The organism is Micromonospora sp. RHAY321 (assembly GCF_023896955.1).
GTDB lineage: Bacteria > Actinomycetota > Actinomycetes > Mycobacteriales > Micromonosporaceae > Micromonospora.
Window position 1 is genome coordinate 307,327 of the sequence record NZ_JAMHIW010000002.1, and the last position, 15,623, is coordinate 322,949.

11 protein-coding genes are annotated in these 15,623 nt (G+C 72.3%); 3 read left to right on the forward strand and 8 right to left on the reverse strand.

Going from position 1 to position 15,623, the window contains the following annotated elements; all coding sequences use genetic code 11:
• From M8C17_RS05785 to M8C17_RS05800, 4 genes are all read right to left on the reverse strand, one after another.
• On the reverse strand, positions 1-1,857 hold the full coding sequence (locus tag M8C17_RS05785) for a xylan 1,4-beta-xylosidase (RefSeq protein ID WP_252415339.1): 1,857 nt from the start codon (positions 1,855-1,857) through the stop codon (positions 1-3).
• Between the two features lie 174 nt (positions 1,858-2,031).
• Positions 2,032-3,579, reverse strand: coding sequence for a glucoamylase family protein (locus M8C17_RS05790; protein ID WP_252415340.1), 1,548 nt, complete (start codon positions 3,577-3,579; stop codon positions 2,032-2,034).
• Between the two features lie 11 nt (positions 3,580-3,590).
• Positions 3,591-4,643: a LacI family DNA-binding transcriptional regulator gene (locus tag M8C17_RS05795; RefSeq protein ID WP_252415341.1), complete on the reverse strand. Its 1,053-nt coding sequence runs from the start codon at positions 4,641-4,643 to the stop codon at positions 3,591-3,593.
• 99 nt (positions 4,644-4,742) lie between these two features.
• On the reverse strand, positions 4,743-5,990 hold the full coding sequence (locus M8C17_RS05800; RefSeq protein ID WP_252415342.1) for an MFS transporter: 1,248 nt from the start codon (positions 5,988-5,990) through the stop codon (positions 4,743-4,745).
• A 122-nt stretch (positions 5,991-6,112) separates the two neighbouring features.
• Here M8C17_RS05800 and M8C17_RS05805 point away from each other — a divergent pair, with 122 nt between their 5' ends.
• A complete protein-coding gene (locus tag M8C17_RS05805) occupies positions 6,113-7,054 on the forward strand; it encodes a LysR family transcriptional regulator (RefSeq protein WP_252415343.1) in 942 nt (313 codons plus the stop codon).
• On the opposite strand, the gene sthA is transcribed toward M8C17_RS05805, so the two are convergent.
• The 3 genes from sthA to M8C17_RS05820 form a co-directional block, all read right to left on the reverse strand.
• Positions 7,051-8,454 (reverse strand): Si-specific NAD(P)(+) transhydrogenase, encoded by a 1,404-nt coding sequence (sthA, locus tag M8C17_RS05810; RefSeq protein ID WP_252415344.1) that lies wholly within the window; start codon positions 8,452-8,454, stop codon positions 7,051-7,053. The genes M8C17_RS05805 and sthA overlap by 4 nt on opposite strands.
• A gap of 193 nt (positions 8,455-8,647) precedes the next feature.
• The gene (locus M8C17_RS05815) at positions 8,648-9,286 is read right to left on the reverse strand and encodes a response regulator transcription factor (RefSeq protein ID WP_252415345.1); all 639 of its coding nucleotides are present in this window, start codon (positions 9,284-9,286) and stop codon (positions 8,648-8,650) included.
• The gene (locus M8C17_RS05820; RefSeq protein ID WP_252415346.1) at positions 9,283-10,485 is read right to left on the reverse strand and encodes a sensor histidine kinase; all 1,203 of its coding nucleotides are present in this window, start codon (positions 10,483-10,485) and stop codon (positions 9,283-9,285) included. The genes M8C17_RS05815 and M8C17_RS05820 overlap by 4 nt, the downstream gene beginning before the upstream one ends.
• A gap of 147 nt (positions 10,486-10,632) precedes the next feature.
• Here M8C17_RS05820 and M8C17_RS05825 point away from each other — a divergent pair, with 147 nt between their 5' ends.
• Both M8C17_RS05825 and M8C17_RS05830 read left to right on the forward strand, forming a co-directional pair.
• On the forward strand, positions 10,633-11,391 hold the full coding sequence (locus tag M8C17_RS05825) for an ABC transporter ATP-binding protein (protein ID WP_252415347.1): 759 nt from the start codon (positions 10,633-10,635) through the stop codon (positions 11,389-11,391).
• Positions 11,388-13,925 (forward strand): FtsX-like permease family protein, encoded by a 2,538-nt coding sequence (locus tag M8C17_RS05830; RefSeq protein ID WP_252415348.1) that lies wholly within the window; start codon positions 11,388-11,390, stop codon positions 13,923-13,925. Before M8C17_RS05825 ends, M8C17_RS05830 begins: the two co-directional genes overlap by 4 nt.
• 54 nt (positions 13,926-13,979) lie before the next feature.
• Here M8C17_RS05830 and M8C17_RS05835 read toward each other — a convergent pair whose 3' ends face one another.
• Positions 13,980-15,590, reverse strand: a complete 1,611-nt coding sequence (locus M8C17_RS05835) for a ricin-type beta-trefoil lectin domain protein (RefSeq protein ID WP_252415349.1) — start codon at positions 15,588-15,590, stop codon at positions 13,980-13,982.
• Between the last annotated feature and the right edge of the window lie 33 nt (positions 15,591-15,623).

Here is a 15,623-nt window from a genome sequence, read left to right on the forward strand (position 1 = left end):
TCAGCTCCCGGCGACCTCGACCAACACGGCTCCCGGCTGGGGCAGGTGCAGCTCCACCACCGCCGCCCCGGCCCTGACCCGGGTGTCGACCTTCTCCACCGGCAGCGAGTCGGCCGCGCGCAGGGCGTCCCACTGCTGGTCGGCGGGCCAGTCCGTCACGCCGAGCCGCTGCGCCAGCGTGGTGACGTCGCCGTGCTCGCGGTCGAGCCGGGTCACCGTCACCGTGCGACCGTCGGCACCCTCGACGGCCAACCGGATGTGCCGGGCCAGCGCCGGGTCGCCGTCGCGCTTGGACTGGTCGAGGGTGGAGGCCCAGACCAGGATGGCGAGGCTGCCGTCGGCGCGCCGGCTCGCCCAGCTCTGCACCAGCCCGTCGGCACCGTCTCCGGAGGCATCGACGCTCAGCTCGGTCTCGCCGAGCTGCGCGAGCATCCGCAGGGCGTGGTAGCGAGGCTTGGCGATGCCGCCGACGGTGATCAGACCGAAGCCGCCGTGCAGCAGCCGGGGCGGACGGCCCAGCTCCTCGAAGTGGTCGCTGGCCACCCAGTAGGAGAGTGCGTCGACCCGGCCGGCGGCCGAGCGCATGCCGCTGAGCAGGAACGTCGCCGCAGAGGTGCCGTCGTTGACCGGGTGGAAGTGGGTGGGCGTGACGCCCCACTCGGTCCACAGGATCCGCGCGTCGGGGAAGCCCAGCCGGTGCAGTGTGGGCCGGAGGTCCAAAGGTGGGCTGCCATAGGTGTGGGTGGAGACGAAGTCGACGGGTGCGCCCGAGCGGGTGGCGTGCTCCAGCAGGGCGTCCACCCAGCCGGCGGCGGCCGACGAGGGCCCGCCGACCGGAATGCGGGGGTCGACGTCCTTGACGGCCTGTGCGGTGACGTCGTAGAGCCGCATCCACTCCTCGCGGGTGCCGGACCAGAAGACCTCCAGGTTGGCCTCGTTCCACACCTCGAAGTCCCAGGTCAGCACCGTCTCGCCGTACCGCTCGAGCAGGTGTGCCACAAGCGCCCGCACCAGCTCGGCCCAGCGCTGCCAGTCCTTCGGCGGGGAGATGACGCCGCGGTACTGGAAGACGGTCCGCTCCGGGTCGCTGGCCAGGTCGCGGGGCATGAAGCCGATCTCGACGACCGGTCGCAGGCCGATGGAGAGGATCAGGTCGTACACGCGGTCCACGCCGGTGAAGTCGATCACCGGCTCGCCGTCGACCTCACGGTAGACGGCGAGGTCGTCGTGGAGGATCGCATGCGCGCGGACCGACTCCACGCCGACCTCGTCGCGGATGCGACGCAGCGCGGCGAACAGTTCGGCGCCGATCTCCCGGCCGCCGGAGGTGTCCGTGCAGAGCAGCTGGGACAGTCGCTCGCTGCCGATCATCGGCTGCCACGGTCGGGGCAGCGGCACGCCCTCGGCGGCGGCGTCGACCCGGAGCGCGACGGTCGGGGCGTCGTCGCCGGGCGGCAGCGAGGCGGCGTGGACCGGGGCGCCGAGCGGGCCCGTGACGGTGACCTCGGGAACGGCGGCCACCGCGTAGGCGTACGGCTGGGCGGGCTCGCCGGTGGTGTCGACGTACCAGGTGTCGGGCACCGAGAGGACGTCGCCGCCGAGGTGGTCGATGGGAGCGGGTTCACCGACCGGTACGCCGTCGCGCAGCGGTTGCCGGTGCACCAGGTAGCCGACGGCGCCGGCGACGGGAGACCAGGACAGTCGAACGTGACCGACCCCGGCGGTGGCCACCAGGTCACCCGGCGGGGCGAGACGCGGGGTTCCGCTCGTTGTGCCCTCCTCATCGCTGCGCAGCGCGATGCGGGCCTCCCAGTCGGATCGGGCGTCGGCCGGCTGGTGGTCGCTTGCGCTCGTCACCGGGGCACCTCCAGGTGTGTCGTGTGGTCCGGTCCGAGCACTGTAACCGGTTTCTGCGATGGTTGCGCCAGGAGAGTCGTGACTTTTTCGCCTACCGGAGCGGTCCGGCCGGGTCGGTCGCACGACGCCGGCGAGCGTCGCCCGCCGTCATCGCGAGACCACCGCCCGGCGGTGTCAGCCGTTCTGCCGACGGGGCAGGGAGAACTGCTCCATCCGCATCAGCGGCGCCACACGCTGCCGCATGGCTCCCTTGCTGAACGGCTCGCGCAGCACGTCGTGGGCGAGCACATTGCCCAGCGCCGCCATGACCATCCCCTGGTCCAACGACAGGTAACGCCTGGACACCTGCCCGGTGCCGACGTCCACAGCGTCGTAGAAGCCGCCGGGGCCGTACGCGTCGAAGTCGCGCCGGAGGTTGGCGAGGTTACGCAGCGACTGGTCCTCGGCATAACGCAACGCGAGGAACGAGGCGTGCGGGGTCACCACACCGTCGCCGTACGAGGTGGGCGCCGGCTGCGCCGGCCGGCACTCGCCGTAGCCGGCGTCGACAGTCGTCCGCTGCTGGTCGGAGGTGTAGCCCGCGGCGTCCATCCCGATCGCGTCCACGCCGTACTCCCGGTAACCCCCGGCCGGGTTGTTCGACGGCGAGAACCCCCAGTATCCGTAGCCGGCCTCGCGCAGCCCGTGCTCGATCTGCGCGCGCACGTACGTCGGGTGGTTGATCGCCCAACTGCGCGGTCCCCACCGCTCCTCGGGCACGAACAGCGGGACCATGAGCGCCTCGAACATCGACCCACCCCAGGTCGGCACCAGCTGCATCCCCCGGTAGCGGTAGGCGCCCTCGAACACCCGCACCCCGAGGTAGGTGCGCCACTCACCGACGCCCCGCTGCTCGGACCACGACCAGTCGCAGCCCTCCGGCGCGAAGGTGCGGACTGTGCCGAAGTAGTGCTCGGGCGGTATCTGGCCGGCGGCGATGCCCAGGTAGCTGGCGATGCGCGGCTCGGCGTTGAAGGCGCCGTAGTGGTGGCACGTGTAGTGGACGTCGGGGCCACCCCGGTAGTTGCCGGCGACGGCGCATCCCGGCGGCGGGTCGACCCAGAAGCCACCACGGATCTGTCGCTCCGCCGGGTTGTAGTAGTAGCCGAAGTCCATCCGCCGCAGCAGCGCGTCGGCCTGCGTGGCCACCTGCGGCACCTGGTCCCTGACGACCGTCAGGGCGATCGCCAGCCAGCCGTTGTCCACGCTGGACAGGAAGGGGTGCACCGCGCCTCCGTCGACGGGCCAGGTGGTCAGCTTCTGGCCGGTCGAGGGGTCGTACCAGTTGTAGTACATCCCGGAGGCCTCGTGGATCTCCAGGCCGGCCAGCGTCCGCAGCGTCCGGGCGATGCGCGAGCGCGCCTCGGCGGCACTGATGAGGCCGGTCTCCCGGGCGGCGACGGTGCTCCAGAGGTACGCGCCGATGTTCGTCGGCGAGGTGTAGGGCGACCGGTCGGCCGGGTCGAGGTCACCGCCGATGCTGTCGGCGACCAGGCCGGTGTCGGGGTCGACCATCGCGGCGAACGAGCGCCACGTGTCGGCGGCGTACGTCATCAGAACGGCCCTGCGGGCCGCAGGGGAGTCCGGAGCGGGGGCGGCGGAGGCGGCCGGTGCGGCGGCGAGGACCAGTCCGACGGACACGGCCATCGCGAGCGCGCGGGTGAGACGGGTGGTGGATCGCACGGGGAGGCTCCTCACGTGAGGCCGGTCATGGCGATTCCTTGTCTGGAGCCGGGCGTGGTGGTCGCCGCGCAGCCGCAGCTGCCCCGGAGGACAAGCTCGGTCGGCAGCACCAGCGTCGGCCCGGTGCGGTCGGCGGTGCCGGTGGCCACCTGCATCAGCAGCCGCGCGGTCTGCGCGGCCAGCTCGCGCACCGGCTGCCGTACGGTCGTCAGCCCGGGGGTGACGAGAGCCGCCATGGGGGTGTCGTCGAAGCCGGTGATCACGAGATCCTGCGGCACCCGGAGCCCGTGACCGGTGGCGCCGACGAGCACGCCGAGGGCGGTCTCGTCGTTGGCGCAGACGATGCCCTGCGGGCGGATGCTCCGGCGTAGCAGCTGTTCGGCGGCGAAGACCCCGTCGGGCTGTTGCAACCCGACGCGGATCGGCGCGCGGGGCAGCGGCAGCCCCAGTTGCCGGTGTGCCTCGCGGAAGCCCGCCCAGCGTTCGCTCACGTCGGGCGACCCGCTCGGGTTGCCGACGAAGTCGAGTCGGCGCAGGGCGTGGTCGACCAGCAGGTGTCGGGTGAGGGCCGTCGTCGAGTCGGTGTTCTCGACCCGTACGGCCGGCACGCCGGGTGGTCCTCCACCGGCCAGGACCACGACCGGGAGCATGCCGGCCAGCTCCTCCAACGTCTCGTCGGAGAGGGTGCCACCGAGGACGGCCAGGCCGTCGACCCGGTGCGCCATCTCGATCACCTCGGCGTCGGAGTCGGCGCGCAGGTGGGTGCAGAGGATGTGCACGCTGGTGCGGGCGTTCACGGCCTCCGACTCGAAGCCCTGGATCAGCTCGGAGAAGTATGGGCCGGACAGCCCCGGGAAGACCAGTCCCACGGCGCCGTGGCGACGGGCGGCCAGTGCCTGCCCGAGGTGGTGTGGACGGTACCCGTGCTCCTCGATGGCTCGCAGCACCCGGCGGCGGGTCTCCTCGGAGACCTGCCCGGTGCCGTTGGAGACGCGGGAGACCGTCGCGACGGACACGCCGGCCAGGCGGGCGATCTCCCTGGCTGTCAGTCGACCGTTGGCCATGCTCCTCGATCCGTTCCTGTCGGTCCGGAACCGGTTACGGCAGCACTATATGGAGATACGTCGAAGCCCACAACCGGACGGCCCGGACGTTGCGGCGCGTCATGCGGCCGGGACGGGTTCGGCCGACAGGGCGGGCTCGGGATCGACCAGGTGCGTCCGTCTGGGCAGCAGGAGCGGGGTGGCGAGGAGGAGAACCCCGGAGATGGCGATCGCGGCGAGAGGGCTGGTCAGTGTGGCGAGGAAGCCCCAGATCACCACGAGGGTGGCCTGCACGAGTCTGCTGCTGACACTCCACGCGCTGAGCACCCGGGCGGCATGGTCGGCGGGAGTCCGTCGCAGGCGTTCGGTGGCGTGGATCGGGTTGAAGACGCCCATGCAGGTGATCAGCAGACCCTCGACGATGATGACGGTGAGGAGTCCGGTGAAACCGGGATGGACGAACGTGAGGCCGAGCGGGAAGAGCGATCGGAGCCAGCCCGAGAGGGTCATGACCCGGTACCGGCCGTAGCGTCGCACGAGGCGTGCGGAGAGGCGGGCGCCCACGAAGCCGCCGAGTGCCGGGATGCCGAAGGCGAGACCGTACTGCCAGGCCGGGAAGTGGTATTCGCCCAGCAGGAGGACGGCCAGGAGCGGCAGGGTGGCCATGATCAGGCCGCCGACCAGGATCGAGTTGAGGAGCAGGCGCCGGAGTGCCCGGTCGTGGAGGATGAACCGCCAGCCGCCGAGAAGGTCGGCTGCGCGCAATCCGGTGGTCGGGTCGCGGGGTGTTGCGACGTCGCCTCCGCGGATGCGCAGGACGGCGAGCGCCGACAGCAGGTAGCTGAGAGCGTCGGCCATGATGGTGACGACCGGGCCGAGCAGCCCGATGAGCGCGCCGCCGAGGGGTGGCCCGGCCGCGGTCGCCACCCAGCTCGTGCCCTCGAATCTCCCGTTCGCGACCAGGAGGTTCTCGCCGCGGACGAGGTGTTTCAGGTACGCGCCGGATGCGGCCGTGAAGGCGATGCCCGCGGTTCCGGACACGACCGAGACGACCAGCAGGTGGCCGTAGGACAGCACGCCGAGGCCGTACGCGAGCGGAATGCTCGCCATCGCGACGAACCGGGCCAGGTCCATCGCGATCATCACCGGACGCTTGGACCGGTGCTCGACCCACGGCCCGAGCGGGAACGCGATGATCGCCGCGACGGCAAGCCCGGCCGCCTCCAGGAGCGAGACCGCGAACGCCGACGAGTGCAGCACCCGAACCGCGATGAGCGGCAGCGCTCCGAAGGCTATCCACGTGCCGTAGGTGCTGACGGCGTACGCCGACCACAGCAAGCCGAAACTGGACCCCAGTCTCACGTGCACCCGACCCCTCCGCGACAACCGATGTGTGGGCCGCTGGATCACATCCGATGGACGGGAGCGGGATCAAACAACCGGCAGTCGGCGAGCCACAACCATCAGTTGGGCGGGCATATGCTCGACCGGTGGACACCGAGGCAGTGCGGTCGTTCGTCCGGGCGGCCGAGTTCGGCCAGTTGCAACACGCGGCCGACGAGTTGGGCGTGACACAACAGGCGGTCTCGAAGCGGATCGCCGCCCTGGAGCGCGAGCTGGGGGTTCGCCTGTTCACCCGTACCGCCCGAGGGGTCGAGCTGACGCTCGACGGCCAGGCGTTCCTCCCACACGCCCGGAGCATCGTCGCGGGCGTCGATCGCGCCGTCACCGCGGTCCGGCCGGGCTCGCGAGCCCTGCGGATCGACGTTCTGGGCCTGCGCAGCGCGCAGGCCGTCGTTCTGCACGACTACTGGCGGTCACATCCCGAAACCAACCTCGACGTGGTGACCCTCCGGGTCGACGACCCGCACGTGGCGGCCGCCGCCGTCCAGGCAGGCGATGTCGACGCCTCGTTCCGCACCGTCACCGATCCGGCCACGCTGCCGCGCGACGTGCGGATGATCCACGCCTTCGACTCCCCGCTGGAACTCCTCGTCGGCCCCCGGCATCCGCTCGCCTCCGCGCGAACACTGACACCACCGCAGCTGCGCAGGCTCCGGATCTGGGTGCCGGGCATCGTGCCCCGCAGCGAATGGGGAGAGTTCTACGATCAGCTCGCCACCGCCTTCGACCTCCGCATCGACGCGGCAGGCCCGAACTTCGGCAACGAGGTGCTCCTCGACGCCCTCGCGGACTCCGCCGACGTGGCCACCCTCGTCGGCGCGCGCGACCGCTACATCTGGCCAACGAACCACGACCTGCGCCGCATCCCGATCGTCAACCCGACGCTCGCCTACCCGCTCTCGCTCATGCTCCCCAGAACGAATCCGCACCCGGGGCTTCGGGCGATCATCAACCACGTCGCAAGCCTGACACCGTTGCCCGAGACGGCCTGGCGCCCGTCCTGGGCACTGACACCACGCGACGCCTAGCCGTCGATGCGGGTGATGTTGCGGATCTTGTTGGACGCGTCCAGGGCGGCCACCTTGTACGCCTCGGCCAGCGTCGGGTAGTTGAACACCGCGTCGACCAGGTAGTCGATCGTGCCGCCACAGCCGATGACCGCCTGGCCGATGTGGACGATCTCCGTGGCGGCCGTGCCGAACACGTGCACGCCGAGCAGTCGACCGTCGTCGGGGGAGACGAGCAGCTTCAACATGCCGTACGAGTCACCCACGATCTGGCCGCGGGCCAGCTCGCGGTAGCGCGCGATGCCCACCTCGAACGGCGTCGACGTGTCGGTGAGCTGCGCCTCCGTCTGCCCGACGAAGCTGATCTCCGGGATCGTGTAGATGCCGATGGGCTGCAGGCCGTGCATCTCCCGGATGGGCTCGCCGCAGGCGTGCTGCGCGGCCAGTCGGCCCTGCTCCATCGACGTGGACGCGAGCGCCGGGAAGCCGATCACGTCACCGACCGCGTAGATGTTCTCCACCGGGGTGCGGTAGTTGGCGTCGACCGTGATCCGGCCGCGCCTGTCCGCCTCCAGCCCGGCCGCCTCCAGGGCCAGGTCGTCGGTCTGGCCCTGCCGTCCGGCGGAGTACATGACGGTGTCGGCGACGATCTTCTTGCCGCTCTTCAGGATGCACAGCGCCGCCGTCTGGTGCTTCTCCACGGCGGCGACCTCCTCGCCGAAGCGGAACGCCACGGACAGGTCGCGCAGGTGGTACTTGAGCGACTCGACGACCTCCTCGTCGCAGAAGTCGAGCATCCGGTCGCGTCGTTCCACCACCGTCACCTTGGTGCCGAGCGCGGCGAACATGGACGCGTACTCCATGCCGATCACGCCGGCGCCGACCACGACCATGCTGCGGGGTACGGCCTGGAGGTTGATGACGCCGTCGGAGTCCACGATGGTCCGGTCGTCGAAGTCGACGCTGTCCGGGCGGGCCGGGCGGGTGCCGGCGGCGATGATGATTTTGTCGAAGGTCACCTTCGACTCGCGCCCGGAACCGCCGTCGACCCAGATGGCGTGCGCGTCGGCGAACCGGCCGGTGCCGGTGATCATCGCGACCCGGTTGCGGGCGAGCTGGTTGCGGATGACGTCGGTCTGCCGGGTGATCACGTGCTGGGTCCGGGCGGCCAGGTCGCTGACCGTGATCTCCTCCTTGACCCGGTAGCTGCTGCCATAGAGGTCCCGCTGGCTCAGCCCGGTCAGATAGAGCACGGCCTCGCGCAGCGTCTTGGAGGGCACGGTGCCGGTGTTGATGCACACCCCACCGATCATGTCGCGGCGGTCCACGATGCCGACCCGCCTGCCGAGCTTCGCGGCGGCGATCGCCGCCTTCTGACCACCGGGTCCGGAGCCCAGCACCACCAGGTCGTAGTCATACACGACAGTCAGCGTCGCAAGATGTCGCCGGGCGCGCCAGACCCCCGACGGCGGGCGATGGTCCGATCGTTGCCTGTGGAGCTGAACCGTCTGCGACATCGCCCGACCAGACCGTGCGGCCGAATCGTTTACGACATCAGCTCCAAAGGCGCTGACCCGACCACACACCCCGGGGATACGTGCCCGGCTGTCCGACCTAGCCGACGAGACGGCGTTCCCAGGCCCAGGCGGCGATCTCGACCCGGTTCCGGGCCGGGAGTTTCATCTGCACGCTCGCCAGGTGGGTCTTGACCGTGCCGACGGCGATGAAGAGCCGAGTGGCGATCTCGGCGTTGGTCAGGCCCCGGGCGACGAGCTTCACGACGTCGAGTTCGCGCGGGGACAGGCCGGCGTCGTCCCGCGCCGGGGCGGGCGGGCTGAGGTGCTCCAGCAGCCGTACCGTGATGGACGGGCTGATCAGCGCGTCCCCGGAGACGGCGGCGCGGACCGCCTCCACGAGCAGCGCCGGCCCGGAATCCTTGAGCAGGAAACCGCAGGCGCCGTTGGACAGCGCCGTGTGCACATACTCGTCGAGATCGAACGTCGTCACCACGACCACCCTGACCGGGTCGGCGACGCCGGGCCCGGCGAGCAGCCGCAGCGCCTCGAGGCCGTCGAGGCGGGGCATCCGGATGTCCAGCAGCACCACGTCCGGGCGCAGGCGCCGGGCCAGCTCGACGGCGGCGATCCCGTCGGCGGCCTCGCCGACCACCTCGATGTCCGGCTGCGCCCCGATGATCATGCTGAAACCCGTCCGCACCATCGCCTGGTCGTCGGCGATCAGGACCCGGATCATCGGACCCCCACCCCGTGCAGTGGCAGCGCCGCGTCGAGCACCCAGCCGCCGGCGATGCCGGGACCGGCGGTGATCGTGCCGCCGAGGGCACGTACCCGCTCGGTGAGGCCGATCAACCCGAAGCCGTGCCCCCGGGCCGGCGCGGTGCGCGGTGCCGTGCCGTCGTCGGCCACCCGGATCAGCAGCCAGTCCGGGGTACGGCGCACGGAGACGTCCACCGACCGCGCGTCCGGCGCGTGCTGGCGGGCATTGGTCAGCCCCTCCATCACCACCCGGTACGCCGACGACGAGACCTCCACCGGAAGCCCGTCCAGCGGCCCGTCGACGTGCAGCCGGGCTGGCGCGTTCGTCGCGCCGTTGTGGCCCTGGAGCAACGGAGCCAGATCGGCCACGCCGGCCAGTGGCGCGAGTGGCGCGTCCGGCGGGGCGTCCGGATTGCGCAGGACACCCACCATCCGCCGCATCGACGCCATCGTCTCGGCGCCGGCGCGCTCGATCTGTTCCAGAGCGACGATCACCCGCTGCGGGTCCTGCTCGGCGACGAAACGGGCGCCCTGCGCCTGCACCACGATGCCGGTCACGTGATGGGCGATGAAGTCGTGCAGGTCGCGTGCGAACTCGGCGCGCTGCTCGGCCCGGACCAGCGCGATCGTCCGGTCCCGCCCGGCCGCGACCACCCGCAGGTAGATCCCGCCGGCGGCGGCGCCGGCCGCGGCGAGTGCCTGGAGCAGCCCGAAGATCACGTAGACGTTCTCGGTGCCGGCGCGCAGCGGCAGCGCGGCGGCGGCGAGTGCGGTGACCACCGCCGCCCACGGCGCGAGCCGGGGAAAGCCCCGCCGGGCCACCACGAAGACCACCGCCAACAACCCCGCGGACTCGGCAAGACCCCAGGTGCCGCCGATCGGCGTCGCTCCACCCCGGGTCAGCAGGACGATACCGCCGGTGACGGCCAGTGAGGCAGCGCCCAGCAGGAGCGCCGACACCGGCAACAGGCGGGAGCCCTGCCGGTGCACGGGCAGCCAGACCAGCGCGGTCGACATCGCCAGCCCCACCCGCACCAGGAGGAGCAGGGCGGAGGCCGTACTCATCCCGCTGGCCAGGCCGAAGCGCAGGTCGAAGAGGCCGAGCAGGGCCATCGCCGCCAGACCGGCGAGCTGGCCCAGGCGTACCCACCATGTCGAGAATCCCGGCGCGTTCATCGTGACCCAGCGTAGCCAGGCTCCCGGTGGAGGCGGATCGGCCGAAAGACAGACCGGGCGCCTGCGATCCCCGACCGTGGGCCGATGCGGCCACCGGCCCGGCGGGGCGAGGCTCTCCCGGTCACTGTCGAAGTCACTGGAGGAACAATGAAGACCCATGCCCCGCCGGGAACCAGCCAGGCCGCCGTCGCCGCGGTCGACCTGGTGAAGGTGTACGGCAGCGGCGACACCGCGGTCCGTGCCCTGGACGGGGTCTCGGTCGGCTTCGACCGGGCCGAGTTCACCGCCATCATGGGCTCCTCCGGGTCCGGCAAGTCGACGCTGATGCACTGCCTCGCCGGCCTCGACACGGCCACCTCCGGCCGGGTCCTGCTCGGCGGGACGGAGCTGACGGGCCAGTCGGACCGGACGCTGACCCGGGTACGCCGGGACCGGATCGGGTTCGTCTTCCAGTCGTTCAACCTGCTGCCGCAGCTCACCGCCGTGCAGAACATCACCCTGCCGCTGGACCTCGCCGGCCGGCAACCCGACAGTGACCTCCTCGCCCACCTGGTGGACGTGCTGGGGCTCGGCCAGCGGCTCGGGCACCGGCCCAGCGAGCTGTCCGGCGGCCAGCAGCAGAGGGTGGCGCTGGCCCGGGCGCTGGTGTCGCGTCCCGAGGTGGTCTTCGCCGACGAGCCGACCGGTAACCTCGACTCCCGCTCCGGAGCGGAGGTGCTCACGATCCTGCGTGACTCGGTCCGCGACCTCGGCCAGACCGTCGTCATGGTCACCCACGACCCGATCGCCGCCGCGTACGCCGACCGGGTGGTGCTGCTCGCCGACGGCCGGGTCGCGGGCGAGATCGACAAGCCGGACCAGGGTTCGGTCACCGACGCGCTGCGCGATCTGGCGGCCCGCGCGTGAGGGCGACGGTGCTGGGCACCCAGGTCAGCGCCGCGGCGCGACGCCCCGGCCGGTTGATCCTGACCGGGTTGGCCATCCTGGTCGCGTCGTTCGTCGTCTTCGGCACGATCCTGGCGCAGCAGATCACCGAACGGACCGCGCTGGACAACCTCAGCGGCACCGCCGGCGCCACCGACCTGGTGATCGGTGATCCGGAGCAGCCGCCGCCGAGCGTGGCGGCGTTGCAGCGCGTCCGCGCCGTGCCGGGCGTCACCGAGGCGGTCGGCCGCCTGACCCTCGGCGTGTCCCTCGGGGAGGGGTACCTCAACCTGCAGGCCGACCCCGGCAGCGGTCCGCTGGCCAGGGTCCGGCTGCTGCAGGGCAGCTACCCCGACGCTCCCGGCGAGATCGCGGTCAGCCCGCGAACCGTCGAGCGGCTGGGTCTCTCGATCGGCACGGTGACCAGCGGCACGGGCGGTGAGTTGACCACGCCCACCCGGCTCACCGTCACCGGCCTGGTCGAGGCACCCGCCGACGGCGGCTTCAACGCGTACGCCCCGGACGGCGTCGTGACCGCGTGGGGTGGCCTGACCCCGCTGGAGCGCATCGACGTGCGGGTCGCCCCCGGCGCGTCGGTGGACGTCGTGCGGGAACGGGTGGTCGCGGCGCTGCCGGCCGGCCTGCCGATGCGCACCGGCGACGAGGTCCGCCAGGTGGAGGCCGACGCGGAGGCCGAGCAGGTCGGGCGGCTGTTCGCCCTGGTCGGGATGTTCGTCGCGGTGGCGGTCATCGCCGCGGCGCTGGTGGTCACCTCGACCTTCCGCATCGTGTTCGCCCAGCGGATGCGGCAGCTGGCGCTGCTGCGGGCGGTCGGCGCCGGCCGGGCCACCCTGGTGGCAGCGCTGGTCGCCGAGGGTGCCCTGACCGGGCTGGTCGCCGGCGTCGTCGGGGTCGCCGCCGCCCTCGCTGCCGGGCACGCCCTCCCGGCGGTCCTGCGCGCCACCGGACAGGCGGTCTCGTCGCCGGGCGTGCCACTGACGGCGGCCGCGGCGGTGGTGGTCGGCGCCGTGGTCCTCACCGTCCTGGCGGTTCTGGCGCCGGCGTTCTCCGCCGCCCGGGTCTCCCCGCTGGAGGCGCTGCGGGTGGCGAGTGTCATCGCCGCCCGGCGCGGCATCGGGGTCGTGCGCCTCGTGTTCGGGCTGCTCCTGGCCGGTGGCGCCGTGCTGGCGGGCGTCGCGACGGTGAGCCGGCTGCCGACGCCCGATCAGGAGTCCTACGACCCGATGCCGGGTCTGCTCCTGCTCGTCGGGTCCGGCACCCTGGCGTTCTTCGCGCTGGTCGCCCTCGGGCCGCTGCTGGTGCGCCCGGTGCTGGCCGTGGTCGGTTGGCCGCTGCGCCAGCTCGGGCCGCTCGGCCGACTGGCGGTCGGCGGGATCGGGGGAACGCCGCGCCGCGCCGCCGCGGTCTCGGTCGTGGTCGCGCTCGGCGTGACCCTCATCTCGGGTGTCGTCATCGGCGGCGCGTCCATGCGGGTCCTGGCCGACCGGGAGATGGCGCTGTCCGCTCCGGCCGACTTCGAGGTCACCGTCACCAACGGTGAGGCACTGCCGGCCGCCGTCGGGACGCGGGCCCAGGCGGCACGCGGGGCACTGGCCCGGGTGGTGCCGTACCGGCGGGTCGACGGCGTCGCGCTGATGCGTGGCGGCGACCGGCTCGGCAGCGCCGAGTCCGGTTACCCGACGATCGACCTCGACCTGCCGGCGTTGCCGACCACCGAAGATCTGGACGTGGCGCAGGGCACGCTGGCCGACCGTGGACCCGGCCGGATCGTGCTCGGCAGCTGGGTCGCCCGGGACGCCGGGCTGCGGGCCGGCGACACCACGACGCTCGCCCTCGGCGGGAAGACCGTCGACGTACGCGTGGCCGCCGTCCTGCCCGACCACGGCCCCCTGTACGCGGGCATCCTCACCGATCGCGCCGACCTCGACCGGCTGGGCGCGCCGCCGACGTACAGCGGTCTGCTGGCCGACGCGGCCCGCTCCGGCGAGGACGGCCGCACCGCCGGGGTGCAGGCGCTGCGGCAGGCGATCGGCGGCAGCGACGGGGTGGGCCTCGCGGTGCTCGCCGACGAGCGGGACCGCAACGACGAGGTGTTGAACAGCCTGCTCTGGATCGCCGTCGGCCTGGTCGGCCTGACGGTGCTGATCGCGGTGGTCGGGGTGGGGTCCACGACCGCGCTGTCGGTGGTGGAGCGGATACGCGAGTCCGGGTTGCTCCGCGCCGTCGGCCTGTCCCGGCCCGGCCTGGGCGGCATGCTGACCGTCGAGTCCGGCCTGTACGGGGTGATCGGGGCGACCATCGGCCTGCTGCTCGGCGTCCCGTACGCCTGGTTGGCGGTTCAGGTGCTCGGGATCAACGCGCCGCTGGCCCTGCCGGTGCTGCCGCTGGTCGGGCTCTTCGCGGCGCTGGTCGCGCTGACCGCGCTGGCCGGGGTGCTGCCGGCCCGGCGGGCGTCGCGGGTCAGCCCGGTGGTGGCCCTGGGAGCCGATGGCTGAGCGTTGCGGCGGGTCGGTGTCGGGGTTGCTCGGCACCGACCCGCCGGGGCGCACTCAGTTGGGGTTGCCGGCGTGGGTCAGCGTCTCCCAGGCGACGAAGAGGTTGTTGCTGCCGGCGGGGCGTTGTTGCAGCGTGAGGGTCTGCGTGTTGGTCATGACGTGGCCCAACCGGGTGCTCATGGCGTTGAAGCCGACCTCGGTGATCGGGCCCAGGCCGCGGGTGAGGCTGCCGCCGCAGAGCCAGGAGGGCGGCGCCTCGCCGAGCTGAAAGCGCGAGTGGAGGCCCAGCGCCTGCCGCAACCGCTCACCGACCTGCGGATACAGGTCCCTGCCCTGGATGCGGGAGGTCTCCGCGACATGTGAGATGGCGGAGATCCCGTACCCGGTGTGCACGAAGTCGCGGCAGGTCTCCTGGGCGAGGCCCGCGACGAAGGTGGACTGGCCGTGCCAGTACCCGATGATCTCCGCACTGGTGTCCAGGCCGCTGCCGGGCGTCGTGTACGGCAGGGCGCCGTCGCTGGGCAGGTAGACGAAGGCCCGGGCGCGGTTGAGGAAGCGGGCGACCGCCGCGTCGTAGACGGCCCGGTCCTCCAGGAACACCGAGATGCCGACCGCCGCCTCCATCATGGTCAGTTCCCAGTTGCCGTTGCTGTTCGAGCCGTTGCGGACCATCGGCAGGTAGACGGTGCGCAGCATGGTGGCGAACCGGTTGGCGTTGGGCCAGCTCGTGTACGTGTACTTGATGATCTCGGCGGCCCGGGGCCAGACCGAGGCGGCCCAGCCGGTCTGCAGCGGCGCGTTGCTGCCGGTGTGCGCGGTGATGGTGGCCGACCACGCGTCCATGATCTGGATCGACTTCTGCGCGTACCGGGCGTCTCCGGTGAGGTACCAGGCGAGCGCGTCGGTGTACGCGGCGATCGCGTCCTCACGCTCGTCGGTGCAGCCGTTGTTGGGGTTGGAGTAGGAGCCGCACTCCACCACGGCGCGCGGTGCGGGGGTTCGCGAGAGGGAGGCGTACCGGCTGCCCATCATCTGGTTGTAGGCCGACGCCCACGGCTGTGCTCCGGCCTGCACCCGGCCGCGGACGAAGTCGAGCTGACCCCGGCTGACCAACACCCCGGGGTGTGTGAAGCCGCCCGACGGTGGCGGGGTGCCACCGCCGGTGGGCAACGTCCAGGCTTGGTTGGCGGTGCCGGTGCAACTCCAGATCTGTAGCGGGGTGCCGTCGGCGGAGCTGGGGCCGGTCGCGTCGAGGCACTTGCCGGAGGCCGGGTTGACGAGTTGCCCGGCGCTGGACGACCACTGCTGCGCTCCGGTGCCGTTGCAGTCGTAGATCTGCGCCCGGGCCCCGTTCGCGGTGCTGCCGGCGGCGATGTCGAGGCATTTGCCGAGCGCCCTGATCGTGCCGTCGTCGGCCACCGTCCACTGCTGGGCGGCGGAGCCGTTGCAGGTGTAAAGCTGCACGGGGGTGTTGTTGGCCGGGTTCGCGCCGGCCACGTCGACGCACTTGCCGCCGTACCCCGTGATGGCGCCGGTCGCGGCCGCCCTGGCGGGTGAGGCGCCGACCGCCAGGCTTGTCGGTACGGCGAGCACGGCTGCGAAGAGCGCGGCCGTCAGTCGGATACGGGGCCGGCCGGGCGTGGCCCCGGCCAATCGTCGCGCCATGTCTGGGTCCTTCCGGGCGGCCGACACAACTGT